The sequence below is a fragment of the Motiliproteus sediminis genome, assembly GCF_017912535.1.
Classification (GTDB): Bacteria; Pseudomonadota; Gammaproteobacteria; order Pseudomonadales; family Balneatricaceae; genus Motiliproteus; species Motiliproteus sediminis.
Window position 1 is genome coordinate 150,015 of the sequence record NZ_JAERQK010000006.1, and the last position, 24,642, is coordinate 174,656.

Consider the following 24,642-nt stretch of genomic DNA (forward strand, 5'->3'; position numbering starts at 1 on the left):
CAAAAGCCCGGCGGGTCAGAATAGCCCGAGGGCGGAACTCATACCGCGACGGGCGCGGAGATATGAGGGTGGGCCTGGTAGCCAACCAGTTCGAAATCCTCGAACCGGAACGCAAACAGGTCTTTGACCTCGGGATTGATCTTCATGGTCGGCAGCGGCAGCGGCTCCCGCCCCAGCTGCAGGTCAGCCTGCTCCAGATGGTTGGAGTAAAGGTGCGCATCGCCGAAGGTGTGGACAAAATCCCCCGGTTCCAGCCCGCACACCTGCGCCACCATCATGGTCAGCAGAGCGTACGACGCGATATTAAATGGTACTCCCAGAAACACGTCGGCGCTGCGTTGATAGAGCTGGCAGGAAAGCTTGCCGTCAATAACATAGAACTGAAACAGGGTGTGACAGGGCGGCAGCGCCATCTTGTTGACTTCCGGCACGTTCCAGGCACTGACAATCAGGCGGCGCGAGTCGGGGTTGTTTTTGATCTGTTCGATCAGCAACGCAATCTGGTCGACGGTATCACCTTCCGGCGTCGGCCAGGAACGCCACTGGTGACCATAGACCGGCCCGAGGTCACCGTTCTCGTCGGCCCACTCGTCCCAAATGCTGACGCCGTTATCATTGAGGTACTTGATGTTGGTATCGCCGCGCAGGAACCACAGCAGCTCATGAATAATCGAGCGCAGGTGGCACTTCTTGGTGGTCACCAGTGGAAAGCCCTGCTGCAGATCGAAGCGCATCTGGTAGCCAAATACGCTGACAGTGCCGGTACCGGTGCGGTCACCCTTGAAGGTGCCGTTATCGCGGATATGCCGCATCAGGTCGAGATACTGCTGCATGATGGATTACGCTCCTTGATTCTTGCCGCGGCCTTGGTAGGCCCATCCAATTAAAACCACACCGCCAATAACCATTGGCAGCGACAACAGCTGCCCCATGGTCAGCCAGTCAAAGGCGATATAACCCAGCTGCTGATCCGGCTCGCGCACAAACTCTACCAGAAATCGGAAACAGCCGTAGAGGGTCAGAAATAACCCGGCCACGGAACCAGCAGGACGCGGCCGCGAGGAGAACCACCACAGCACGCTGAACAGCACCACCCCTTCGAGGGCAAACTGATACAGCTGCGACGGGTGACGCGCCAACGCGTCAGCGCGCGGAAATACCATCGCCCAGGGCAGATCGGTCGCCCGCCCCCACAGCTCGCCGCCGATAAAATTGCCCAAACGTCCCAGTCCCAGCCCAATCGGAACCAAGGGGGCAACAAAGTCGGTAACGGCAAAAAAATCTTTGTGCTGCTTGCGCGCGAACCAGAGTATCGCCGCCGTCACCCCGAGCAAGCCACCATGGAACGCCATACCCCCTTCCCAGACCGCAAACAGCCAAAGCGGCTCGGCCAGAAAACGCTCAAAGTTGTAGAACAGCACGTAACCGAGCCGCCCACCCAACACCACCCCGAGGGCACAGTAAAAGATCAGATCGGACACCTGCTCTCGGCTCCAACCGGAACCTTCGGCCTGAGCACGCCGCTTGGCCAGCCACCAGGCAGCGGCGAAGCCTCCCAGATACATCAGCCCGTACCAGTGAATCTTCAGCGGTCCCAGTTCCAGCGCCACCGGGTCAATATGGGGGTAGGTCAGCATAAGGCGATCAGATATTGGTCACAATGAAGCGCAGCCCAACCACAAACAGCAGCAGCGCAAAGGTTCGTTTCAGGATCAACTCGGGCAGCCGGTGCGCCAGCTGCGCACCGTAGCGGGCACAAACCGCGCTGGTAAGCACGATGCCGACAAAGGCCGGCAGGTAAACATAACCGAGGCTCCACTCGGCCAACTGGGCATGCCCCCAACCCTCCTCGATATTGGTCAGCGCACCCATGACCGCAATCGGCAGGCCGCAGGCCGCCGAGGTGCCGACCGCCTCCTGCATACGCACGTTCTTCCAACTGAGGTAAGGCACCGTGAGCGAACCGCCGCCAATACCAAATAGCGCCGATGCCCAGCCGATACCACCACCAACCGCGACCAGTTCACCTTTGCCCGGCGGCGGCTTGGAGGCTTTGGGCTTGATATTGAGACCGAGCTGAAACGCGATCAGCACCGCAAAGCCGCCGATCAATAACTGTAACCAAGGGCCACTTAGCTGACCCGCGGTTTTCACCCCCAGAATAGCCCCAACGGCAATCCCCACCGCGAGCGGGCGGAAGATCGGCCAACGCACGCCCTTTTTGACATGATGGGTACGCACCGAACTGAGAGAGGTCACCACAATAGTGGCCAGCGAGGTGCCGACGGCAACATGGGTCAGCACCTGTGGCGACATCCCCTGCAGCTCGAAGCTGAACACCAGTGCCGGCACGATAATCAGGCCGCCACCGATTCCGAACAGACCGGCCAGCAGTCCCGCCGCGGCGCCCAGAACCAGATAAGAGAGAAATAGCAACGTAAGGCCTGCATTGAGCGAGTGAATGGAGGGCGCTATTATCGCCGAACCCCTGCGGAAAAACGAGGCCACCATGTGCTTGATCGTCGTTGCCTACCGGATCCATCCACGTTTTCCGTTGATCGTGGCGGCCAATCGCGACGAATTCTACCAGCGCCCCACCGCAGCCGCCCACTTTTGGCCGGATCATCCACAACTGCTCGCCGGACGGGACCAACGCGCGGGCGGCACCTGGTTGGGATTGACCCGCGAAGGTCGTTTCGCGGCCATCACCAACGTCCGTAACGGGCGCGAAGTCCCACCCGCGGCCCCCCGCTCGCGAGGTGAACTGCCATCCCGATTTCTGCTGGGCAGCGACAGCAGCCGGAGTTACGCCCGCGACCAACAGCCGCAGGACGCTCACTACGCCGGTTACAACCTGCTCCTGTTCGACGGCCAGGAACTGGGCTACCACAGCAACCGCTACCCCGGCCAACAGGCTCTGAATCCCGGCATTTACGGGCTCAGCAACGCCAGTCTGGATACGCCCTGGCCCAAACTGCTCCGCGCCAAGCGCGCTCTGGCCGACGCGGTCGAAGCGGAGGAGCCTGATAGCGAACAGCTGTTCCGGTTGCTCGCAGATCCGTTGCCGGCACCGGCCGATGCACTGCCGGACACCGGCATCGCCGCCGAGTGGGAGGCCCTGCTCTCATCCTGCTTTATCACCTCGGCCGATTACGGTACCCGTTGCAGCACGCTGGTACTGAGGTCGGCAACAGGGGATACGCGCGTATTGGAGCGCAGTTTCATTCCGGGACAGCCGCCGCGGACGCGGCATTTCGAATGGTCATGATTGGCATTGGCTGCTGAGAATGCTTTCAGCGCCGACCGCCGCCATAAGCGGATTAGCGCTCCATTTCGGCCGGACTCGGGCGCAGCAATCGACTCAGCCCCGCTGCCCGCAAGTGGTCGGACAGCCGCGCTTCAACGTGCTGGGGGCAATCCAGCGCCAACAGCTCCGTCAGCCATTCGCGCACCTCGGTCAGGTTGACTCCCCGCACCGCCGACTTGACCCGCGGCAGATTGTTGGAGCTCATCGACAGCACGTCGTACCCCATCGCCATCAGCAATAGCGCACCGCCGGGATCGCCGGCCATTTCACCGCAGATCCCCACCTGCACATCTTCCCGATGAGCCTCTGTAACCACAAACTGCAGCGCTTGCAGCACCGCCGGATGGAAATGGTTGTAGAGCCCGGCAACACGCGGGTTATTGCGATCCACCGCCAGCAGGTACTGGGTCAGATCATTACTGCCCACCGAGACGAAATCGACCCGCCGGGCGATGTCGCGCACTTGATAGACCGCCGCCGGGACTTCGATCATCACCCCGACCTCGGGCTGAATCACCTGATGCCCTTCGTCGTTGAGTTCAGCAAAGGCCTGCTCAATCAACGCCATCGCCTCGTCAATCTCGGTAACCGTAGAGATCATCGGCAGCATGATGCGCAGATTATCCAGCCCTTCGCTGGCGAGCAGCATCGCCCGTACCTGCACCAGAAAGATCTCGGGGTGATCCAGCGTCACCCGCACACCGCGCCAGCCCAGAGAAGGGTTCTGTTCCTCGATCGGGAAGTAGGGCAACGCCTTGTCTCCACCGATATCCAGCGTCCGCATGGTTACGCTCTGCGGCGCAAAGGGCTCCAGATGGCGACGATAGCTCTCGACCTGCTCCTGCTCGCTGGGAAAGCACTCCTTGATCATGAAAGGCACTTCGGTGCGATACAGCCCGACTCCCTGCGCGCCACGGTCGAGCGCCAGCGCAATATCGGTCACCAGACCGGTATTCACCCACAACGGCATATCGTAGCCATCAAGGGTGCGAGCGGGCTTGTCACGCAGCGACTCCAGCCCTTTGGTCAGCCGGGTCTCTTCGCGCAGAATTTCAGCGTAATGAAGGGTCAGCTCCGGTGAAGGGTTGGCAAATACGCGCCCGGTAAAGCCGTCCAGTATCAGCTGTTTGCCATGAATCCGCGTGGCGGGCAGATCGACCACCCCCATCACTGTGGGAATGCCCATGGAGCGAGCCAGAATCGCCGCATGCGAGTTACCAGAGCCAAGCACCGACACCAGCCCCACCAAACGGTCGGTGGGCACCTCCCCCAGCATGGCTGGGGTAATCTCCTCGGCTACCAGAATGGTATTGGGCGGAAAGATATGACAGATATCCGGGGTATCTTCCTGCAATCGTGCCAGCACCCGCCGCCCCAGATCCTTGATGTCGGTGGCGCGCTCGCGCAGGTAAGGGTCGTCCATCAGGCCGAACTTCTGCACATGGGACTGCACGACCTGCCGCAACGCCCCCTGAGCCCACTGCCCCTGGCGAATTTTTGCCATCACTTCGCCGGCCAGAGCATTGTCGTCCAGCATGCGCAGGTAGACGTCGAACAGCGCCTGCTCTTCTCCCTTGAGGCGCTTGGCCAGACTGCGACCAACCACCCGGATATCATGCCGAACCTGCTCCAGCGCACTGCTGAAACGCTCCAGTTCGTGCTCGATATCCTCAATCTGCTGGTCCGGAACACCGTCCAGGTCCGCCGGCGGCGCTACAACGACCGCGTTACCCAGGGCCACCCCCGGCGCACCGGAGACACCGTCAAACTTGGCATCCTGCCGCACCGGGCCGGTTTCACTGACGCTGATACCGCCGGTAACTTCAGCGTGAGCGATAACCCCGGCCAGTTGGGCCGACATGGTAACCAACAGCGCCTCTTCACCCTCGTCAAAGCGGCGGCGATGCTTTTGCTGCACCACCAGCACGCCCAACACATTGCGCTGATGAATGATCGGCACGCCGAGGAAGGAGTGATAGTTTTCCTCGCCCGAACCACTGACAAAATAGTACGAGGGGTGGGAAGCGGCATCTTCCAGATTGATGGGTTCAGCGCGGGCCGCCACTTTGCCGACGATGCCCTCGGACGGTGCCAGTCGCACCTGCCCCACCAGTTTGGGGTTGAGCCCTTCGGTTGCCATCAACACATAGTGTTGAGTGTTAGCATCAAACAGATAGACCGAACAGACGTGGGTCTTCATCGCCCGCTGAACGCGGCTGACGATAATCTTCAGCGCCGACTCAAGACTGGCGGCTGCGTTGACTTCCTGAACGATCCGGCGCAGGACATCAAGCATAAATCAGCGGCTCCGCTCCGGCACCTGACGCACCAGGCGTGCATGACGTCCCATGAGCTCCTTGAGCGCACTGCGGTAAACTTCACGCTTGAACGAGATCACCTGACCCAACGGGTACCAGTAGCTGACCCAGCGCCAGCCATCAAACTCGGGTTTACCGGATTGATCAAACCGAACCCGCTCTTCTGACCCCACCAGACGCAGCAAAAACCATTTCTGCTTCTGACCAATACACAGGGGTTTGGAGTGATAGCGGATCATGCGCTTGGGCAGCCGGTAACGGAGCCAGCCGCGGGTACAGGAGATGATCTCGACGTCGTGCGGTTCCAGCCCGACCTCCTCTTTCAGCTCCCTGTACATGGCTTGCTCTGGCGATTCGCTGCCATTGATTCCCCCTTGCGGGAACTGCCAGGCATCCTGTCCCACCCGGCGGGCCCAAAGAACCTGGCCCCGCGCGTTGGAGAGGATGATGCCGACATTGGGACGAAAGCCGTCTGAATCAATCACGCACATGTTCCTTCTAATTATCCGCCCTATTGTTCCACACTTTTTGTGATTGACCAATCAGCCCGGCAATTGCACCCCGAGGGCGCTATCACTATGCTGTGTGGCTTGCTGAACACGGGGGAGAACAACGCAGTGAGCCTGGCCATTTTTGATCTGGACAACACCCTTATTGCTGGCGATAGCGACCACGCCTGGGGCGAATTTCTGGTAGAGCACGAACTGGTCGACGGCGCAGAGTTCGCCCGCGCCAACGACCGCTTTTACGCAGACTACCAACGCGGCGAGCTGGACATTGACGCCTATCTGGCATTTGCGTTGCAGCCACTAAGCCGCTTCACCCCGGACGAACTGCGTACCCTGCACCAGCAATTCATGGCCACCAAGATCGCCCCGGTCATGCTGCCCAAGGCGCAGGCGTTATTGCAAAAGCACCGCACTGCTGGGGACTTCCTGCTGATCATCACCGCTACCAACCGCTTCATCACCGGCCCCATTGGCGACGCGTTGGGGGTTGACGACCTGCTGGCCTCGGAGCCCGAGCTGATTGATGGCCGCTATACCGGCCGCGCCACCGGAACACCCTGTTATCAGGGCGGCAAGGTGACGCGCCTGCACGCCTGGCTGGAGGAGACGGGGCATTCCCTCGAAGGCAGCTATTTCTACAGCGACTCGCACAACGATATTCCGCTGCTGGAGGAGGTCACCCACCCCATCGCCGTAGACCCCGACGAACAGCTGCGCCAGCACGCCGAGACCAACGGCTGGCGCGTCATCAGCCTGCGCGACCGCTAACCGGGTGGGCTAATAGGATGCCTGCCCGTTTTGCCCCCTTCGGGCGGGCGTTACTGGGCGACATGACTGAGTCGCGGGGCTCGAAATGGCCTGACTGCCAATACTGGCGTCCCCGGTCAGTCTATCTACCCGCCGGATTGCTCATCAGGGGCAGGGATTGGAATAGTCGCGGTGGACCGCGTCCAGCGCTTCCTGCTGTTCGGCTGACAGCGTCAGTTCGATACTCGCCAGATTGCTTTGCAGTTGCGCCAGCGTCGTAGCGCCGATGATATTGCCGCCGAGGAACGCGCGCGAGTTAACAAACGCCAGCGCCATCTGCGCCGGGTCCAGCCCCCAGTCTCGTGCCAGCTGCACGTAACGCTCGGTCGCAGCGACTCCAACAGGCGTGCTGTAGCGCTGATAGCTGGGGAACAATGTCAGACGGCCATCGTCGGGTTGCTGGCCGCACAGATACTTGCCGGATAGCACACCGAACCCCAGTGGCGAGTACGCCAGCAGGTCCACCTGCTCACGCAGCATCACCTCGGCCAGACCCACTTCGCAGCTGCGGTTGAGCAAGCTATAGGGGTTCTGCACCGACACCATGCGCGGCAGGCCGTGCTGCTGTGCCAGCTGCAGGTAGCGCATCACGCCCCAAGGGGTTTCGTTAGAGACCCCTATCTGGCGGATCTTGCCTTCCTGCACCAGTTCCGCCAATGCCTGCAGCGTCTCCAGTAGCTCAATGCCGTCCTTCTCCGGGCGGTGCCGATAGTCGAGCTGGCCAAAATAGTTCGCCACCCGCTCCGGCCAGTGCAGCTGATAGAGGTCGATATAATCGGTTTGCAACCGCGCCAGACTTGCCTCCACCGCAGCCCGCAGATGGCTGCGATCGAGCCGCGGGCCGCCGCGAATATGTTTCATGGCGCTACCGGGCCCCGCCGCCTTGGTAGCGATAACCAGCCGTTCCCGACCTCCACGCGCCGCCAGCCAGCTACCGATATAGCGCTCGGTGAGACCCTGGGTTTGGGCGTTGGGCGGAATCGGGTACATCTCCGCGGTGTCGATAAAGTTCACCCCGGCAGCCGTAGCGAGATCAAGCTGGGCGTGGGCGTCGGCTTCACTGTTCTGGCGGCCCCAGGTCATGGTACCGAGGCAGATACGGCTGACCCGCAGGTCGCTGCCGCCGAGGGTTTTATACTCCATCGCAGACTCCTGTTCGCCAGGGGAAGGATTAAGCCGGCGTTACCCGCACCAGCATCGACTTGATGTATTCGGTCTCTGGGATGGCCGGGTGAACCGGATGATCCGGCCCCTGCCCGCCCTGCTCGATAATCTGTGCCTGGCGGTCAAGGGCGCGACTGCCGGCACGAATCAGATCCACCAGTCGTTCGCGCTGCAGATGCATGGAGCAAGATGCCGATACCAGCAAGCCATCGCGTTCCAACAGTCGCATCGCCAGCTGGTTGATGCGGCTGTAGGCCTGCTCGCCATTACGCAGGTCTTTACGCTTCTGGATAAACGCCGGCGGGTCCACCACCACGATATCGAATCGCTGGCTGTCCTCCTTAAGCTGTTTGAGGGCCTCGAAGGCGTCACCCTGCAGGGTCTCGATCTTCTCTTCACAGCCATTGAGAGCGGCGTTCTGGTGCACCAGATCGACCGCCGACGCCGACGCGTCAACACAGGTCACTGAAGTCGCGCCCGCGAACGCCGCCTGCACCCCCCAGCCGCCAATGTAACTAAACACATCCAGCACCCGTTTGCCGCGACTGTAGTGCTGCAGCCGCGCACGATTCATGCGGTGATCATAAAACCAGCCGGTTTTCTGTCCCTCCCGCACGGGTGCCAGAAACTGCGTCCCGTTCTCCTCCAGCGGAACCAGTTCCGGTGCCTGTCCCAATGCGTCTTCGACGTAGCTCTCAAGCCCCTCCGCTGCACGCATCTTGCCATCATTGCGCAGCAGAATGGCACTGGGTTTCAACACCTGCTCCAGCGCTTCCACCACCGCTTGGCGCTGCGCTTCCATCCCCGCGGTCGAAATCTGCACCACCAGCACATCGCCAAAGCGATCCACCACCAGCCCCGGCAGGCCATCGCTATCGCCATAGACAAGCCGGTAACAGGGTTGATCGAAACAGCGCTCGCGCAGGGATAGGGCAACGTTGATCCGGTGAACCAGCAACGAGCGGTCGAGTGCCTGACTGGCGTTGCGACTGACCAGGCGGCCACAGATCAAGTTATTGGGATTAAGGTAAGCCACACCGAGCGCCTTGCCGTCAGCGCTCTGCACCACGACCTGCTCACCGGACTGAAACTGTTTAAGCGGAGATTTTTGGGTGTCCACCTCGTTGCTGTAGATCCACAGGTGGCCGCCGCGCAGGCGTTTGTCGGCTTTGGGGCGTAGCCGCAGGGTTTGCAAAGACATGATGGGCTCCTGAGTTAAGGAGCGGGATTATAGCGGATTGTGGCGGAAGTGGCCTGACGGACCACTCCCGCGGCAGGGTTACTCTTCCGCTTCACAGACCGCGGCGTAACCATCGGCGTCCAGCAGGTCGCCAATCTCCGCCGGGTCACTGGCCTTGATACGGAAGAACCAGCCATCGGCATAGGGGTCGCTGTTGACCGTCTCCGGTGCGTCTTCCAGCGCCTCGTTGATCGCCACCACGTCACCACTGATCGGCGCATAGATGTCGGACGCTGCCTTGACCGACTCAACCACACCAATATCATCACCGGCACCAAAGCTGGCGCCCACTTCCGGCAGCTCGACGAACACCACATCTCCCAGCAGGTCCTGGGCATGATCGGTGATGCCGATGGTGTAGGTGCCGTCGCCTTCGTCACGAACCCATTCGTGACTGGAGACATACTTCAACTCGGCGGGGATATTGCTCATTCTGGTTTCCTCTTAAGCAAGGCAGCAGGGTGGTAAAGGTCAAGCATAGACCTTTTTTCCGTGACGAACGAAACCGGGCTTGATCACTTTGACGGGCAGGCGTTTGCCCCGAATCTCGACCTCGGCAGTATCGCCGGTGGCCGCGGGAACGCGCGCCAGGGCGATGGATAGATTGAGGGTCGGAGAGAAACTACCACTGGTGATTTCACCTTCGCCAACACCCTCGACAATAACCTTCTGATGGCCGCGCAACACGCCGCGCTCTTCCAGCACCAGACCGACCTGTTTCAACACCAGTCCTTGTGCGCGCTGATGCTCCAGCGCCTCACGACCGATAAAAGCACGCTCGGCCGGCTCCCAGGCAATGGTCCACCCCATGTTGGCGGCCAGGGGCGACACCGACTCGTCCATGTCGGAGCCATACAGATTCATGCCGGCCTCAAGCCGCAGGGTATCGCGCGCGCCCAAACCGCAAGGGGCCACGTCCGCATCGGCCAGTGCCTGCCAGAAATCGGCGGCTTCATCTTCCGGCACCATGATCTCCAGACCGTCTTCGCCGGTGTAGCCGGTGCGGGCAATAAACCAACCTTCAACCGGCAAACCCTGAAACACCGACAGGCTATCGATCACGCGGCCCTTGGATTCACTGACCACGCTGCGCGTCTTGGCCAGCGCATTGGGGCCCTGAATGGCAATCATCGCCAGCTCCGGGCGCTCGGTAAGCGCAACCTCGTAGCGAGCCGCCTGCTCCGCCATCCAGCGCAGATCTTTCTCGCGGGTACCGCAATTGACCACCAGCCGGAACCACTCGCCGGACGACCCGGGCGTGCCCATGCGGTAGACGATCAGGTCGTCAATCACCCCGCCGTCCTGACTGAGCATGCCGGTATAAAGCGCCTTGCCCTCGACCTTCAGTCGGTCGACATCATTGGCCAGCAGGTAGCGGAGGTAATCACGGGCGTCATTGCCCTTAACGTCCACCACCGTCATGTGGGATACATCGAACATGCCGGCGTCCTGGCGTACCTGATGGTGCTCCTCTTTCTGGGAACCGTAATGCAGCGGCATATCCCAACCGCCGAAGTCCACCACCTTGGCGCCCATGGCCAAATGCTGCTGGTAGATCGCTGTTTTGTGACCCATGTTGTCGTCTCGCTCGCTAACAGAACCCGCGCGGGTTCGAGGGGATAGAGAATGTATAGACTCGTTGCGCCGAATTCAACTTAGCCTCGCGCCATTCGGGGCAGGCTGCCTCCAAGCCCCAGAGCCTGGGCGCTAAGCAGTTGGCGCAGCGGCAGACAGTCGCCCACCTGGCGCAAACCGAAGTTGCGCAACCATTGCACCGCCGGCGGCACATCACCATAAAGATGGCGAAACGCGGCCATCAGCCCCATCATCTTCAGGTTTTCCCCCTGACGGCGCCGTTGGTAACGGCGCAGAATGCGCAGATCGCTGAAGTCCGCCTGCTGCGCCACCGCGGCCTGCACCTCTTCTGCCAGCGTAGCGGCATCCAGCAAGCCCAGATTCACCCCCTGACCGGCGAGCGGATGAATGGTGTGAGCCGCGTCGCCCACCAGCGCGATGCCGTCGTCGACGTAGTGCGGCGCATGACGTTGGGTCAGCGGAAAAGAGTGGCGCGCATCACATCCAAGAACATCAAAACGCTGATCGAACGCCAGCGCGATCCGACGACAGAAGGCGGCCTCGTCCAGTGCCAGCAACTCGCGGGCATGGGCCGGCGGCGTCGACCAGACGATCGACACCCGGTGATAGCCATCATCCAGCGCGGGCAGGGGAAGAAACGCCAGCGGGCCTTGCTCGGTAAAGCACTGCCAGGCGGTCGACTGGTGGGGTTGTGCCAACCGCAAGGTCGTTACCAGCGCATCATGCTGGTAATCCCATTCGCTTACGGTCAGGCCGGCCAGTGCACGCGTGGGCGATCGGGCCCCGTCAGCCGCCACTACCAATCGACTCCGCAACACGCGCCCATCCTCCAGAGTCAGCTGGCGGCGCGACAAACCGCCGGCGCCCGGCTGCGGCCCCTGCAGCTCGGCAATGCGAGCACCATCGAGCCGGGTAATGGACTGATGCCCGGAAACAACGCGCGCCAGCGCAGCCAAAGTAACCCGGTTTTCAACGATATGGCCCAGATGGGCGCGCTGCAGCTCGGCGGCGTCAAAGCAGATCTCACTGGTACCGGGTCCATCCCAAACCTGCATTCGGCGATAGGGCTGCATCCGCAGCCGCGCCATCAGCGGCCAGGCGCCCACCCCTTGCAGGATGGCCCGTGATGCATCGGTGAGAGCACTGACACGGGGATCGAAGGGCGCATCCGGGCCAGCGCGCAACGCACGGTAATCATCCTGATCCGGGCGTGGCTCGATCACGGCCACCGACAGACCGCTGCTGCCTAATGCGCAGGCGACCGTCAGTCCCACCATGCCACCGCCGGCAATCACCACATCGACGTCGGTCGGTTCAGCGCTCATCGACGATCTCCTGCAAAAATGACGGGGCGGGCTGATCCAACCCCATGGCACTGCGGCCAAAACTCTGTTTCAAGGCAGGAATCAGGTCCAGCCCCAGTAACCCCAGGTTGCGCGCAACCACCAGCGGCGGACGTGCATTACTGAATAGCCGCGTGGTCAGATCACTGAAGCCGATGGTCTTGCGCTGATCCGCTCGCTGACCGTCCACATACGCCTGCAGCATGGCCAGATCATCGAGGGCGCCAGCGGCATTGCGCTGGGCTACAACCCGATCCGCCAGCGCCAGCGCCCCACGCAGAGCCAGATTGAACCCCTGCCCCGCAATCGGGTGCAGCGTGTGAGCTGCGTTACCCAGCACCACAGTGCCGCGCCGGGCCTGCTCCCGAGCACGCACCAGGCTGAGAGGGTAACTGTGGCGCTCGCCAATGCGCAGCGCGCATCCGGCACGGTAACCAAAGCGGCGCTGGAACTCGGCCAGAAAACGGTCGTCATCCCAGCCGCACAGTTCATCAGCTTGCTCCAGGGGTACGCTCCATACCAATGCGGCGCGCGGCTGCCCCTCGGCGTCATCACTCAGCGGCAGCAAAGCCATCGGTCCGTCGGCAGTGAAGCGCTCGTACGCGCACCCTTGATGGGAGCGGTCCAGAGTCAGATTGGCGATCAGCGCACACTGCTCATAAGGGGTCTGCTGCTGGTCAATCTGCAACTGCGCGCAGAGACCGGAACGGCCACCATCCGCCACCACCAGCAATGACGCCAGACAGTCGCTGAGCTGATCGGCTTCATCACTGACCCGCAACTTCATGCCATCGCTGGTCATCCGCGCGCTGACCACCTCAGCCGGGCACAGCAGTTCGATATTGTCTTGTTCCGCCACCGCCTCCAGCAGCGTGCGCCCCAGGGCCCGATTTTCCACCACATAACCCAGAGCCGGCATCCCCTCGCTGGCGGCATCGAGACGCGTTACGCCAAAATGGCCCCGATCACTGACCTCAATCCGTTCTATCGCCGCAACTGCTCCTGCCAGGTGCGCCCAGATCCCGAGTTGCTCAAACAAACGGGCGGAGCCGTATGAGAGCGCGGTCGAGCGGGCATCATAGCTGGGGGGAAGCGGCACCTGATCAATCCGGGGCAGGGGAAAGGCTTCGAACAGCGCAATACGCAGCGGCTGCGTCAAGCTTGCCTTGGCCAGCGCCAGCGCCAGCGAAGCGCCAACCATGCCGCCCCCGGCAATGGCGATATCGTAACGCGCCGTCATGTCGCCCCCGCCATCAGCTGTTCTATCTCGGCGATCGTTTTGGGGGCGGCGGCGGTCAGAATTTCGCATCCTGACGCCGTCACCAGCACGTCGTCTTCAATCCGAATACCGATGCCGCGCCAACGGGCGTCCACCTGCGCGTTGTCCGGTGCCACGTAAAGCCCGGGCTCAATGGTCAGCACCATCCCTGGCTCCAGCAGCCGCCACTCTCCGCCCTGCTTGTAGTCGCCCACATCATGCACATCCAGTCCGAGCCAGTGGCTGGTACGATGCATATAGAAAGGGCGATACGCTTCATCAGCGATCAACGCCGCCAGTTCGCCGCTGAGCAGGCCGAGCTCCAGCAGCCCGGCGGTCAGCACCTCCACCGCGCGCTCGTGGGGGCGGTTAAAATGAGCACCGGGACGCACCTCGCTGATCGCCGCCAACTGGGCATCCAACACCAGCTGGTAGAGTTCCCGCTGGGGATCACTGAAACGCCCGTTGACCGGAAATGTACGGGTGATGTCACCGGCATAGCCCTGATGCTCACACCCCGCGTCGATCAACACCAGATCACCACTCTGCAGCAGATCCTGATTCTCGGTGTAATGCAGAATGCAGCCGTTTGCCCCGCCGCCCACGATGGTGGCGTAGGCCGGTGAACGGCAGCCCTGCCGGGCAAAGTGGTACTCGATCTCGGCTTGTAAATGGTATTCATGTAGCCCGGGGCGGCAGGCCTGCATCGCCCGCAGATGAGCATCGGCGCTGATACGGCCCGCCTCGCGCATCAGCTGCTGTTCCTGCGGGTCTTTGACCAGCCGCATGGAGTGCAGCAGCGGCTCGAGATTATGCAGCGCCTGAGCTACCGTCGCCGCCTCGCGGCTACCTTCGGCCGAGCGGCGGCGCCAGCTCATCACCCGCTCCGCCGCATCGCGGTCGGCAAAGGGATAGTAGATCGCCTCACAGTCGGCCAGCAGCTTCACCACCTCCAGATCGAGCTGTTGCAGCTCATGGGCGGCATCGACACCATAGTCGCTTACGGCACCGGCCGGGCCGGCGCGGTAACCGTTCCAGATCTCCTTTTCCGGGTCACGCGGCAGCACGAACAGCACACTTTGAAAGCCGTCGGCAGTTACCTTGAGCGCCAGCCAGGCATCCGGTTCGGGGAAACCGCACAGGTAGAGAAAGTCGCTGTGCTGGCGAAAGGGATACTCGGCGTCGCGGTTGCGGTAGCGGGTCGTTGCTGCCGGCAGCAGCAGTAGCGATCCCGCCGGGAGGCGGGCCGCCAGTGCTGCGCGACGACGAGCAAAGTCAGTGGGCGTGAGGGTCATGATCACCTCGGATCAGTGCAAGGAGGTCCCGGGCGGGGCGCACTCTTCAGGGCCTGCGCGGTTACATTCAGAAAAGAGTAGCAGTGCAGCCATACGCACGTATTCATACACCTCTTCGAAATCCCCCTCGCTGTCGGAGTCATCGGGGTCGACCGCAATCTGGGCTATCTGGGCAAAGTCCTCCAGCGCGTCGCGAGCATCTTCGCCGAGATTGGCGCTCATCGAACCGCCAGCCAGCGCGTAGCCGGCAAGAAAACCGTGACACCAGACACCCAGCGAATCGGCACGCTGGCTGACATCAGCCTCATCGTCCGGCATCAGCAGTTGCAACTCAAAGCCCTGAGTCTCCAATTGGGTCTGGGTCACGCTGCGCAGCTGTTCTAGCGTCTCCGGCAAGCCGTCAACGATCAGTTCATCCACCCCCAACTGCTCCGCGGCTACCTCCAGCCATCGCGCCGCCGCCAGACGCTGGCCGGCAGCAAGAACGCCCACCAGATAGCCTTGTACCTCGGAGGGTGATACCAGCGCCCCCTGGGCTACAAACAGATCCGCCAGGGCATCAAAGGATGGCAGGGCGGGTTTTACAGATTCTTCACTCAACGTCACAGACCTCGGTGGAATTAATACCCCGCTGAGGGGCTACAAAGGCTGACCATGCTAGCACTTAGGCCGCAGAGCCGCCATGTGGGCAAGCCTGTTACAGGAACCGATTGACCCTGGCGGAACCCCCCCATTATAGTGAGGCGCGAACCCACCAGAATCACCACTTATGGATAGCCACGCACTCGCTCAGCTCGACTCCCAACTGAACCGCCTGGTTGCTCATTGCCAACAACTGGAGCAAGAGAACCGTGCGTTGCGCGCCCGTGACAGCGAATGGCGCAACGAACGGATGCAGCTGCTACGCCAGCGCGATGCCATGCGCAGCAAGGTGGAAGCGATGATTAGTCGCCTGAAAGCCATGGAGCAGGCCTGATGCCAAGCCCGGACAATCGTCACGTCACCATCAAGATTCTCGACAAAGAGTTCGTCATCGCCTGCCCGCCCGAAGCCAGGGCTGGGCTGCTCGACGCGGCCACTGACCTCAACCGGCGAATGTCCGAAGTTAAGAGCGGGGGCAAAGTGTTCGGCCTGGACCGGATCGCGGTGATGACTGCGCTGAATCTCAGCCATGAGCTGCAGGCCGAACGGGCGCAGCGGGAGCAGCTGGAACGCGCCATCGAAACACTCAGCCAGCGTATCGACGCGGCGCTGGGCCCCAAATAACGGTGACCGGTAGCACAGTTACCCAGTTAATCAAGACTGACATTCCAGCGCAGCTGCGTATAATGAGGCTACTCCCTGAGGTGTTTGGCAGTTGGTTAAGTCCCTCGAGCCGATAAGCATTTTCCCGGAGGTTTTCAGTCATTACCGATGTGCATGTCCGCAAGACGGAAAGCCTAACGTGATGCGGAAACCGCCACCTTGAACCTTCGGGTTCAGGGCCACAACCAACACCGGCACTGCGGGGAGCCTGCCTTTTTCCGCCGCGACGATTACAGATGGATCGCCAACAACTTCGTCAACAGATGCGCCGCGGACGTCGCGCTCTCAGCCCCTCGCAACAGTCCCAGGCCGCCGCTCGCCTGTGCCGGCTACTGAGTCGCGATCCCGATTTTATCCGCGCCGATCGCGTTGCCTTTTATCTCGCCAGCGATGGCGAAATATCACCCCAACCACTGCTCGAACTGGCGCTGAAAATGGGCAAACGCTGCTACCTGCCAGTACTGCACCCGATTAGGCACAACCGCCTGTGGTTCGTGCGCTACCGCCCGGGCTGCCCGATGCAGCGCAACCGCTTTGGTATCGACGAGCCCCATGACAAGCTTAATCCGCGAGTCCCGGCCTGGTCGCTGGATCTGGTGTTGCTTCCTCTGGTGGCTTTCGATCCCCAGGGCGGACGCCTGGGAATGGGAGGCGGTTTTTATGACCGCAGCTTCGCGTTCAAGACCCGTCAGACACGACGCAGCCCGACCCTGATTGGGCTCGCACACGAGTTACAGAAGGTGGAGCGACTACCGCTGGCCAGCTGGGATATTCCGCTGGCGGGTATCGCCTCGGACCGACGGCTCTACCGCAGCGTTTAGCCGCGCAGACTCTTGGTCACCGGCGTCTGGCGTTCGGCGGTGAATTCGGTTTTGCTAACACCGGTAATCACGAAACCGATCACAAACACCAGCACTAAAATAAGAATGGGATCTGGCCCTTTTTTCATCGTCTTGTTGTCTTTGTTGAATAGCCCATACGACACCCAGCGCGCAAGCTTCTCACATCCATGCAGCAAAGCCAATACAAAGGGTTAAGCCCTGTATCGGCCAAACAGCAAGAACTTGAGAAAATAACTCAGGGGGTGTCGTCGTCAGGGCCGGCAATAGGCAGCCAGATGCGGAAGCGACTGCCTTTGCCGGGCTCGCTACTCAACTCGATGCGGCCCTTGTGCTTCTCGATGATACCGTAGGACAGCGACAATCCCAGCCCCGTGCCCTTGCCCACCGGTTTGGTGGTGAAGAAAGGTTCGAACACGCGCTTTTGCTGCTCTCGGGTCATACCACTGCCGTCATCCTCGATCTCCGCCCACACTTCGTCACCCTGCTGCCCGGTGCGAATCCAGATATGGCCGCGCTCCTTGATTGCGTGAGCGGCGTTGACCAAAAGATTCATAACCACTTGATTGATTTGTGAAGCCAGACAGTTGACCGGCGGCAGATCCGCATACTCCTTGACCACCTCCGCCTTATACTTGAGCTCGTTCCAGACCACGTTCAGGGTGCTGTCGAGACAATGATGCAGGTCGGCATATTGCCACTCACCGCTATCACTGTGGGAGAACTCCTTGAGGTCCTGCACAATCTTGCGCACCCGCTCGACCCCTTCACGGCACTCGCGCAGCAGGTTGTCGATATCCTCGCTGATAAAATCAAAGTCCGTTTCCTGCTTGATCGCGGCAATTTCACGGCGGGCGTCACTCTCCGCGGGCAGGGCCGCTTCACCCGCCGCATAGGCAGCAATAACGCGATTAATGTCCGCAATGTACTGCACCAGCGTGCCAAGGTTGGAGTTGATATACCCAACCGGATTGTTGATCTCGTGGGCGACACCAGCAGCCAACTGGCCGATCGCCGCCATTTTCTCCGATTGCAGCAGCTGATTCTGCGCCTCTTCGAGCTTTTTGATCAGCCCCTGCTGCTCGCTCTTCTCATGCTCCAGCGCCTGCTGTATCGATATCCGCTCATCGATCTCTCGTTCCATCTGCACCAGGGTGTTACTCAGAGCGGCCGTACGTTCCTCGACCCGCTGTTCCAGCGACTCGTACGCCATCTGCAACTCCTGCTCCATCTGAATCCGGGCCGAGATATCGGTCGCTAGAGTGCCCACCGCCACCACCTCGTCATGCTCGCCAAACAGCGGAAACTTGACCGACAGAAAAGTATGAACACCATCGGCATGGGGAATTAGCTCCTCGAACTCCCGCGAGCAGGCACTGTCGATAACCTGGCGGTCATTGTCGCGCAGCTGGCCTGCTGCAACCTCGCCAAACAGCAGCGCGTCGGTCTGCCCCTCAACGCCTTCGGCACCGACAATCTGCAGAAAGCGGTTGTTGGCCATAAGGTATTGACCGTCCACATCCTTGAGGGTGATGGCGATCGGCGAGTTATCCATAATCGCCCGCAGACGGGACTGACTGGCGGCCAGCGCCTGTGCGGTTCTCGCCCGCTGAATCAGCGCCCCCATGGTATGGGCGACCGTTTCCAGAAACGCGGTTTCCTGCGCGTTTTGCTGATGCCCGGCCTTCAGATAAAGCACCAGCACCCCCAGCAGTTTGTCGCCGGACTCGATCGGTACCGCGTAATGGCCATGGGGTTCCATGCCCGCAGGCCGGGTCTCGTGACGTTCATCGATATCACTGCAGAACACAACCTGCCGCTGGGACGCAACCCGGCCGCAGATGCAGTGACCATAGGCCACCTTGGCGCACAGCTGTTGTAACTCGGGATCCAGCCCTTCATGAACAAACAGGGTCAACTGACAGCTCTGCTCGTCGGCCAGAAAGACCCCGCCTTTGGCTTCGGTGGGCAGCCACTGGGCTGAGGTCACCAGCCCCAGTGCACGACGCAGGGTTTCACGCAGACTAAGCGGCTGCAGTGCCAGTTGCAGCAACCCGTTAACCAGTGTCTGCGCGTCCAGTGCCAGCGCCCGCTCCCGCTCGGCTTGCCGCCGCGCGCGAATCTCCCGCTCCCGCTCCCGTACCTGCGCCTCAAGTTCCAGCGCATGCTGGCGCTGCACCTTCTCCCGCTCTTCAAAGTAGGAGATCCGTTCCATCAGTTCGTCCGGTGTCAGCCGCAACTGGGCCAGGATGCTGGCGTACACCTGACTGACCTGCTGGTTCTCCTCGTCGGAGTAACTGAGATGCTGTTTCATCGACCGGTGGGCGGCAGCCGAACCGATAGTACCCGCTAAAACCCGCTCCAACTCCCGATGAAAGCGCAACAGCTCGCCGCCGGTAATATGATCCTTCTCGATCACCCCCAGCCCCTCGGTGATCTGCCGGATCTTGCTGCGGGCGATCTTTTCGGAGAAGTAGTGTTCCAGCAGGGCACGAGCTTCAGCAGCTTTCGGTTCCAGCTCGATATGGGCGCCACCCTCGTCGCCACTGCTGCCTGCTGGTGCCAGCTGAAGGGCATGCACGTAACTACTGGCCAGTTCCAGCTCGCTTTCCCGCTGCTCGGTAAACAAAGAGCCCAGCAGATAGGCCGCTCCATTAAGCAGCAGCGACCAGAAGCACGCATGGGTCACCGAGTCAAAGCGATCCAGCCCCAGCAGCGCTTCCGGGCGCAGGAATCCAAGCCCCAACGGACCGTCACTGATTAAACTGGCTGGCAGCAGTGCCGACTCCACCAGCAGCGGCACCATCAGGGTATAGAACCAGACCGCAAAGCCAACGCCCAGCCCCCACAGCGCACCAATCCGGTTCCCCCGTACCCAGAACAGCCCGCCCATCACCGCGGGCACAAACTGCAGCGCCGCACAAAATCCAAGGATGCCGATATTGGCCAGTTGCTGCCCTGCTGTCAGCTCCATCGCAAATAGCTGACTGACCAGTAGAATCAATGCGATCACCATCCAGCGCGCCGGCAGCAACAGACGGCGAACGAAGAACAGTCGGGGATAATGATTGATGAATGGCACCAACAGGTGGTTGGTAGCCATGGTCGACAGCGTTACCGCGCAGATAATGATCATGCCGGAAGCCGCCGCCAGGCCGCCAAGGAACACCAGCGCTGTCAGTGCCGACTGATCAGCCATTACCGGCAGCAGCAGCACAAAGGAGTCGGCGGCCTCCAGCGGCAATCCGGAGACTCTGCCCGCTGCCGCCAGTGGCACGACAAACAAACTGATCAGCAGCATATACAGCGGAACCAACCAGATCGCGGTACGAATATGACGCTCGTCGCTGTTCTCCACCACGGCCGTGTGGAACTGGCGCGGCAGCAGCAGAATCCCGGCGGCAGAGACGAACAGCACTGTCATCCAACGGGTATAGGCCGCGTCGGATCCGTCACCGATGCGCGTCAACTGATCCAGTTGCTCCGCCGGAAGACGGGAGAATAGATCCCCCACTCCATCAAACAGGCCGAACACCACGAATATCCCGACGGCCAGGAATGCCACCAGTTTGACCGCGCACTCCACCGCCAGCGCTGCCATCATCCCTTGATGACGTTCGGTGGGATCCAGCCGGCGCGCACCAAAAGCCACGGTGAACAGAATCAGCATCAGTGTCACCCAGGAGCCCATCCCCTCCCAGTCGAGATCACCGGCATCGCGCCCGGTAATAATGCCGAAGCTGCTGACCACCGCCTTCAGCTGCAGCGCGATATAAGGCACCGTGCCCAGCAGCGCGATCAGGGTAACGATCATCGCAACCGCTTGGGAACGGTCATATCGGGCAGAGATAAAGTCGGCAATACTGGTGATGTTGCGCCGCTCTTTGATCCGCACCATCTTGCGCAGCAACAACCACCAGCAACCGATGGCCAGCGCCGGGCCGAGGTAGGTTGGCAAAAACGCCAGGCCGCTGCTGCTGGCAATACCGACACTGCCGTAAAAGGTCCAGGAGGTGCAGTACACCGTGATCGATAGCGCGTAGACCCAGGGACGCTGGGAGAGATAATCAGAGAGATCCTGACGCCGCTCAACCAGTTGGGCGATGCCGAACAACAGGCCCATATAGCAGAGGAAGATCAGAAAGACCGTGCTGGTTTGAAACATGCCCTAGTAGAGCTCCCGCCACTTGTTCATGAAGACCGCCGCACCCACAGCGCGTAGCCCAGCACCAGCAGCGCCCAGATGGCAAAAAAATAGCTCAGACGTCCCAGCGGACTGAATTGGTGGTAAATATCGACCAGCGGCCACGACAGCAGCAGCGCCGCGATAGCGACCAACAGCAAAGGAAACTGAGGTTTGCTTAGCATGGGTTCACAACCCTTATTCTCAACCGGTCCCTGGTGGGATGCTGCGCTAGCAGCTGACTAACAGCATAGCCAACGTTAGCAGCGCTAACCGCCTGTTGCCATTAATAATCAGTCGCCCAGAACAAAGGGGGCGCTGACGCCACCATCGCCCCGGCTAAATACTGCCAAGCACGCCCAGTAACAACGGCATCGACACGATCGCCAACAGGGTCTGCAGAGTGATGATGGCAGCCATCAGCGGCGCATCCCCCCCCAACTGGCGCGCCAGTATATAAGCCGATGGAGCGGTCGGTAGCAGTGCGAACAGCAACAATACCGAGCGTGCATCGGCCGGCACGCCCAGCAACAAGGCCAGCCCCAGAAACAGCAGCGGATAGAGCAGCAGCTTGAAGCCACAGGCCAGCCACAACCCCAGCCCTCCCTGGCGCAGCAGGCGAAAGTCCAGCCCGACGCCTACGGCCAGCAAGCCCAACGGCAGTGCCATACTGCTGATCAACTGCAACACCGGCACCACCGGTGCGGGGATACCGATCCCGGTGAGATTGAGCGCACCGCCAAGCACACAGGCAATGATCAGCGGATTGGTCGCCACCCCGCGCCAGAGCAGTCGCCACAGTGGCTGATCCGTGCGTCTCAGCAACAAGGTAAAACCGGTGACACACACAACGTTGACTGACGGAATCATAACGCCCAGAAACACCGCCCCCCAGACCAACCCGGCGTCCCCAAACAGCGCCGAGGCCGAAGCCAGTCCCACGTAGGTATTGAAGCGCACCCCACCCTGCAGCACCGAACTTTGCGCCGCAGCGCCTAGCCCTCCCAGCCGCGCCAGAATCAGCACCAATGCCGATGACAGCAGCAACAGTAACAGCAACAGCAGGGCAACCCGCGCCAGTTGGTCTGACGGCAGCGAGGCCTGACCCAGCTTCAACACCAGTAACGCAGGAAACAGAAAATAGTAGGTAAAGCGTTCCGCCTGCGGCCAAAAGTCTCGATGAGGAAAGTGCGCACGCCCCAGCAGATACCCCAGAAGCACCAAAGCGAACACGGGGCCCAGGGCAGAAAGAATGGGTTGGAAGCTGCTCATTACCGGGACGGTCTCCTCTAGGCCCGCGGTGTCAGAAAGCGTTGCAGGCGGGCAAGCCGGGCACATAGAATGCAGTAATGGTGCACCATTGAGAAGTCATCCACCGGAGTAATGTCATGAAAAAATCCCTGGTTCTGACCCTGATCGGACCGGATAAGCCGGGTATCGTTGAGCAGCTTTCGGCGCTGCTCGCCAACCATGGCGGCAACTGGGAGCAGAGCAGCATGTCACGCCTGGCGGGGCAGTTCGCCGGAATTTTGATCGCCAGCGTCGATGACGCGGCGGAGTCCGCGCTGATGAACGACCTGCAGGGGCTGGAGCAGCAAGGCCTGCGGGTGCTGGCCACCGCCGATCAGGCCGACCTGCCGATACGCGAAGGTCGCACCGTGCGCCTGGAGCTGCTGGGCAACGACAAACCGGGCATCGTGCGTGAAATCTCGGCAGCGCTGGCCAGCCGCAACGTTAGCGTCGACAGCCTCGAAACGGAGGTAGTCAGCGGCTCCATGTCAGCCGATCTGCTGTTCAAAGCCAACGCAGTGCTGCTGGTACCGCCCGGTAGCGACCTCGACGACCTGCAAGACGCACTGGAAGCGATCGCTGCCGACCTGATGGTGGAGATCGCCCTGGCGGACTGACCGGCGCCGCAACAAACAAAAAAGGCGGACTCGAAGGTCCGCCTTTTTTAGTGCCTGCGGGCGTGTCGATTAACGTGCAGCCAGCACCTCACGCGCACGCGCTACCGCAGCACGCACCTGATCCGGCGCGGTACCACCGATGTGATTGCGCGCGGCCACCGAACCCTCGAGTGTCAGCACGTCAAACACGTCGTCGCTGATCACCTCGGAGAACTGGCGCAACTCCTCCAGCGTCATCTCGCTGAGATCCTTGCTTTCGGCGATACCAAAGGCAACCGACCGACCGACGATGTCGTGGGCGTCCCGGAAAGCCACCCCCTTGCGCACCAGGTAGTCAGCCAGGTCGGTGGCGGTGGAGAAGCCCCGCATCGCGGCTTCACGCATATTCTCTTTCTTCGAGGTAATCGCCGGCACCATGTCAGCGTAAGCACGCAGGCAGCCCTGCAGGGTGTCGATCACGTCGAACAGCGGTTCCTTGTCTTCCTGATTGTCCTTGTTGTAGGCCAGCGGCTGCGACTTCATCAGCGTCAGCAGCGAGATCAGGTGGCCATTAACCCGGCCGGTTTTACCGCGCACCAGCTCCGGCACGTCCGGATTTTTCTTCTGCGGCATAATCGAGGAGCCGGTACAGAAGCGGTCAGGAAGATCAATAAAGTTGAACTGCGAGGAGGTCCACAGTACCAGCTCTTCCGAGGCCCGTGACAGGTGGGTCATCAGCAGACTGCCGGCGGCACAGAACTCGATCGCAAAGTCGCGGTCGCTGACCGAGTCCAGCGAGTTTTCGCTGGGGCGCTCAAAGCCCAGCAGTTCGGCGGTGTAAGCGCGGTCGATTGGGTAGGTGGTACCCGCCAGCGCGGCGGCGCCCAGCGGCATCACGTTCAGGCGCTTGCCACAATCGGCCAGGCGGCCGTAATCACGCTGCAGCATCTCAAACCAGGCCAGCAGGTGGTGACCGAAGGTGACCGGCTGGGCGGTCTGCAGGTGGGTAAAACCGGGCATGATGGTGTCAGCTTCACGCTCGGCGACGTCCAGCAGGCCCTGCTGGAGCCGGGTCAGCTCCGACAGGATTACCGCCAGCTCATCACGCAGATAAAGACGGATATCGGTCGCCACCTGATCGTTACGGGAGCGACCGGTATGCAGCTTCTTGCCGGTAATGCCGATCTTCTTCGTCAGCGCCGCTTCGATGTTCATGTGCACGTCTTCAAGTTCCACCGACCATTCGAACTCGCCGCGCTCGATCTCGCCGAGGATCTCGGTGAGACCGTCGATGATGGCGTCGCGCTCGTCATCGGTCAGCACCCCGACTTTAGCCAGCATGGTGGCATGGGCGATGGAGCCCTGGATATCCTGGCGATACATACGCTGGTCAAAATCGACAGAGGCGGTAAAGCGGGCCACGAAGGCGTCGGTCGCTTCGCTGAACCGTCCGCCCCACTGCTGGTTGGTGTTCGACATCGGAGTCTGATCCTCGTTGTAGCCCCGCGGGGCCGGTGCAGATTCGCCACCACGGGCGCAAAAAAGTGTGCGCCATTATAGCGGTTGCAGACGCCGGGCGCGATGCCCCGCCG

Annotated in this window: 24 protein-coding genes and 1 other RNA gene; 7 read left to right on the forward strand and 18 right to left on the reverse strand. The window is 61.2% G+C overall.

Going from position 1 to position 24,642, the window contains the following annotated elements:
• Positions 1-38 precede the first annotated feature (38 nt).
• The 3 genes from JJQ76_RS12255 to JJQ76_RS12265 are packed head-to-tail and all read right to left on the reverse strand — an operon-like array spanning position 39 to position 2,436.
• The gene (locus JJQ76_RS12255; protein WP_210397140.1) at positions 39-833 is read right to left on the reverse strand and encodes a thymidylate synthase; all 795 of its coding nucleotides are present in this window, start codon (positions 831-833) and stop codon (positions 39-41) included.
• 6 nt (positions 834-839) lie between these two features.
• Positions 840-1,637 (reverse strand): prolipoprotein diacylglyceryl transferase, encoded by a 798-nt coding sequence (gene lgt / locus JJQ76_RS12260; RefSeq protein WP_210397141.1) that lies wholly within the window; start codon positions 1,635-1,637, stop codon positions 840-842.
• A gap of 7 nt (positions 1,638-1,644) precedes the next feature.
• Positions 1,645-2,436 carry a sulfite exporter TauE/SafE family protein gene (locus JJQ76_RS12265; protein WP_246480669.1) on the reverse strand — a complete coding sequence of 264 codons (792 nt, stop codon included), beginning with the start codon at positions 2,434-2,436 and terminating at the stop codon, positions 1,645-1,647.
• A gap of 73 nt (positions 2,437-2,509) precedes the next feature.
• Here JJQ76_RS12265 and JJQ76_RS12270 point away from each other — a divergent pair, with 73 nt between their 5' ends.
• Positions 2,510-3,268, forward strand: a complete 759-nt coding sequence (locus JJQ76_RS12270; RefSeq protein WP_210397143.1) for an NRDE family protein — start codon at positions 2,510-2,512, stop codon at positions 3,266-3,268.
• A 52-nt stretch (positions 3,269-3,320) separates the two neighbouring features.
• Here JJQ76_RS12270 and ptsP read toward each other — a convergent pair whose 3' ends face one another.
• Positions 3,321-5,603, reverse strand: coding sequence for a phosphoenolpyruvate--protein phosphotransferase (gene ptsP, locus JJQ76_RS12275; protein ID WP_210397144.1), 2,283 nt, complete (start codon positions 5,601-5,603; stop codon positions 3,321-3,323).
• 3 nt (positions 5,604-5,606) lie between these two features.
• Complete coding sequence (locus tag JJQ76_RS12280; RefSeq protein ID WP_210397145.1) at positions 5,607-6,110, reverse strand: RNA pyrophosphohydrolase; 504 nt, start codon at positions 6,108-6,110, stop codon at positions 5,607-5,609.
• A gap of 132 nt (positions 6,111-6,242) precedes the next feature.
• Here JJQ76_RS12280 and JJQ76_RS12285 point away from each other — a divergent pair, with 132 nt between their 5' ends.
• On the forward strand, positions 6,243-6,902 hold the full coding sequence (locus JJQ76_RS12285) for a histidinol-phosphatase (protein WP_210397146.1): 660 nt from the start codon (positions 6,243-6,245) through the stop codon (positions 6,900-6,902).
• Between the two features lie 144 nt (positions 6,903-7,046).
• Here the strand turns inward: JJQ76_RS12285 and JJQ76_RS12290 are convergent, their stop codons facing one another.
• From JJQ76_RS12290 to JJQ76_RS12325, 8 genes are all read right to left on the reverse strand, one after another.
• A complete protein-coding gene (locus JJQ76_RS12290; RefSeq protein ID WP_210397147.1) occupies positions 7,047-8,084 on the reverse strand; it encodes an NADP(H)-dependent aldo-keto reductase in 1,038 nt (345 codons plus the stop codon).
• A 28-nt stretch (positions 8,085-8,112) separates the two neighbouring features.
• Complete coding sequence (locus JJQ76_RS12295) at positions 8,113-9,306, reverse strand: class I SAM-dependent rRNA methyltransferase (protein WP_210397148.1); 1,194 nt, start codon at positions 9,304-9,306, stop codon at positions 8,113-8,115.
• A 78-nt stretch (positions 9,307-9,384) separates the two neighbouring features.
• Positions 9,385-9,777, reverse strand: a complete 393-nt coding sequence (gene gcvH, locus JJQ76_RS12300; protein ID WP_210397149.1) for a glycine cleavage system protein GcvH — start codon at positions 9,775-9,777, stop codon at positions 9,385-9,387.
• 39 nt (positions 9,778-9,816) lie between these two features.
• Complete coding sequence (gene gcvT / locus JJQ76_RS12305; RefSeq protein ID WP_210397150.1) at positions 9,817-10,920, reverse strand: glycine cleavage system aminomethyltransferase GcvT; 1,104 nt, start codon at positions 10,918-10,920, stop codon at positions 9,817-9,819.
• An 80-nt stretch (positions 10,921-11,000) separates the two neighbouring features.
• Positions 11,001-12,266: a UbiH/UbiF/VisC/COQ6 family ubiquinone biosynthesis hydroxylase gene (locus JJQ76_RS12310; protein ID WP_210397151.1), complete on the reverse strand. Its 1,266-nt coding sequence runs from the start codon at positions 12,264-12,266 to the stop codon at positions 11,001-11,003.
• Entirely contained in the window at positions 12,256-13,524 is a 1,269-nt protein-coding gene (ubiH, locus tag JJQ76_RS12315; protein WP_210397152.1) for a 2-octaprenyl-6-methoxyphenyl hydroxylase, read from the reverse strand. Before ubiH ends, JJQ76_RS12310 begins: the two co-directional genes overlap by 11 nt.
• Positions 13,521-14,837 carry a Xaa-Pro aminopeptidase gene (gene pepP / locus JJQ76_RS12320; RefSeq protein ID WP_210397153.1) on the reverse strand — a complete coding sequence of 439 codons (1,317 nt, stop codon included), beginning with the start codon at positions 14,835-14,837 and terminating at the stop codon, positions 13,521-13,523. The genes ubiH and pepP overlap by 4 nt, the downstream gene beginning before the upstream one ends.
• 12 nt (positions 14,838-14,849) lie before the next feature.
• Positions 14,850-15,437 (reverse strand): UPF0149 family protein, encoded by a 588-nt coding sequence (locus JJQ76_RS12325; protein WP_210397154.1) that lies wholly within the window; start codon positions 15,435-15,437, stop codon positions 14,850-14,852.
• A gap of 169 nt (positions 15,438-15,606) precedes the next feature.
• Here JJQ76_RS12325 and JJQ76_RS12330 point away from each other — a divergent pair, with 169 nt between their 5' ends.
• The 4 genes from JJQ76_RS12330 (at position 15,607) to JJQ76_RS12345 (ending at position 16,963) form a co-directional block, all read left to right on the forward strand.
• Complete coding sequence (locus JJQ76_RS12330) at positions 15,607-15,813, forward strand: TIGR02449 family protein (RefSeq protein WP_210397155.1); 207 nt, start codon at positions 15,607-15,609, stop codon at positions 15,811-15,813.
• Positions 15,813-16,103: a cell division protein ZapA gene (locus JJQ76_RS12335; protein ID WP_210397156.1), complete on the forward strand. Its 291-nt coding sequence runs from the start codon at positions 15,813-15,815 to the stop codon at positions 16,101-16,103. The genes JJQ76_RS12330 and JJQ76_RS12335 overlap by 1 nt, the downstream gene beginning before the upstream one ends.
• 69 nt (positions 16,104-16,172) lie before the next feature.
• A non-coding RNA gene (gene ssrS, locus JJQ76_RS12340) (6S RNA) lies at positions 16,173-16,352 on the forward strand.
• A gap of 26 nt (positions 16,353-16,378) precedes the next feature.
• Entirely contained in the window at positions 16,379-16,963 is a 585-nt protein-coding gene (locus JJQ76_RS12345; RefSeq protein WP_210397157.1) for a 5-formyltetrahydrofolate cyclo-ligase, read from the forward strand.
• Here JJQ76_RS12345 and JJQ76_RS18160 read toward each other — a convergent pair.
• From JJQ76_RS18160 to JJQ76_RS12360, 4 genes are all read right to left on the reverse strand, one after another.
• Entirely contained in the window at positions 16,960-17,091 is a 132-nt protein-coding gene (locus tag JJQ76_RS18160; RefSeq protein WP_281411998.1) for a hypothetical protein, read from the reverse strand. The two genes, JJQ76_RS12345 and JJQ76_RS18160, sit on opposite strands and share 4 nt — an antisense overlap.
• A gap of 128 nt (positions 17,092-17,219) precedes the next feature.
• Positions 17,220-21,146, reverse strand: coding sequence for an ATP-binding protein (locus JJQ76_RS12350; RefSeq protein ID WP_210397158.1), 3,927 nt, complete (start codon positions 21,144-21,146; stop codon positions 17,220-17,222).
• A 26-nt stretch (positions 21,147-21,172) separates the two neighbouring features.
• The gene (locus JJQ76_RS12355; RefSeq protein ID WP_210397159.1) at positions 21,173-21,349 is read right to left on the reverse strand and encodes a hypothetical protein; all 177 of its coding nucleotides are present in this window, start codon (positions 21,347-21,349) and stop codon (positions 21,173-21,175) included.
• A gap of 154 nt (positions 21,350-21,503) precedes the next feature.
• Entirely contained in the window at positions 21,504-22,436 is a 933-nt protein-coding gene (locus tag JJQ76_RS12360) for an AEC family transporter (RefSeq protein ID WP_210397160.1), read from the reverse strand.
• Positions 22,437-22,552: 116 nt separating this feature from the next.
• Between JJQ76_RS12360 and JJQ76_RS12365 the strand changes: the two genes are divergently transcribed.
• On the forward strand, positions 22,553-23,071 hold the full coding sequence (locus tag JJQ76_RS12365; protein WP_210397161.1) for a glycine cleavage system transcriptional repressor: 519 nt from the start codon (positions 22,553-22,555) through the stop codon (positions 23,069-23,071).
• A gap of 69 nt (positions 23,072-23,140) precedes the next feature.
• On the opposite strand, the gene argH is transcribed toward JJQ76_RS12365, so the two are convergent.
• On the reverse strand, positions 23,141-24,529 hold the full coding sequence (gene argH, locus JJQ76_RS12370) for an argininosuccinate lyase (protein ID WP_210397162.1): 1,389 nt from the start codon (positions 24,527-24,529) through the stop codon (positions 23,141-23,143).
• Between the last annotated feature and the right edge of the window lie 113 nt (positions 24,530-24,642).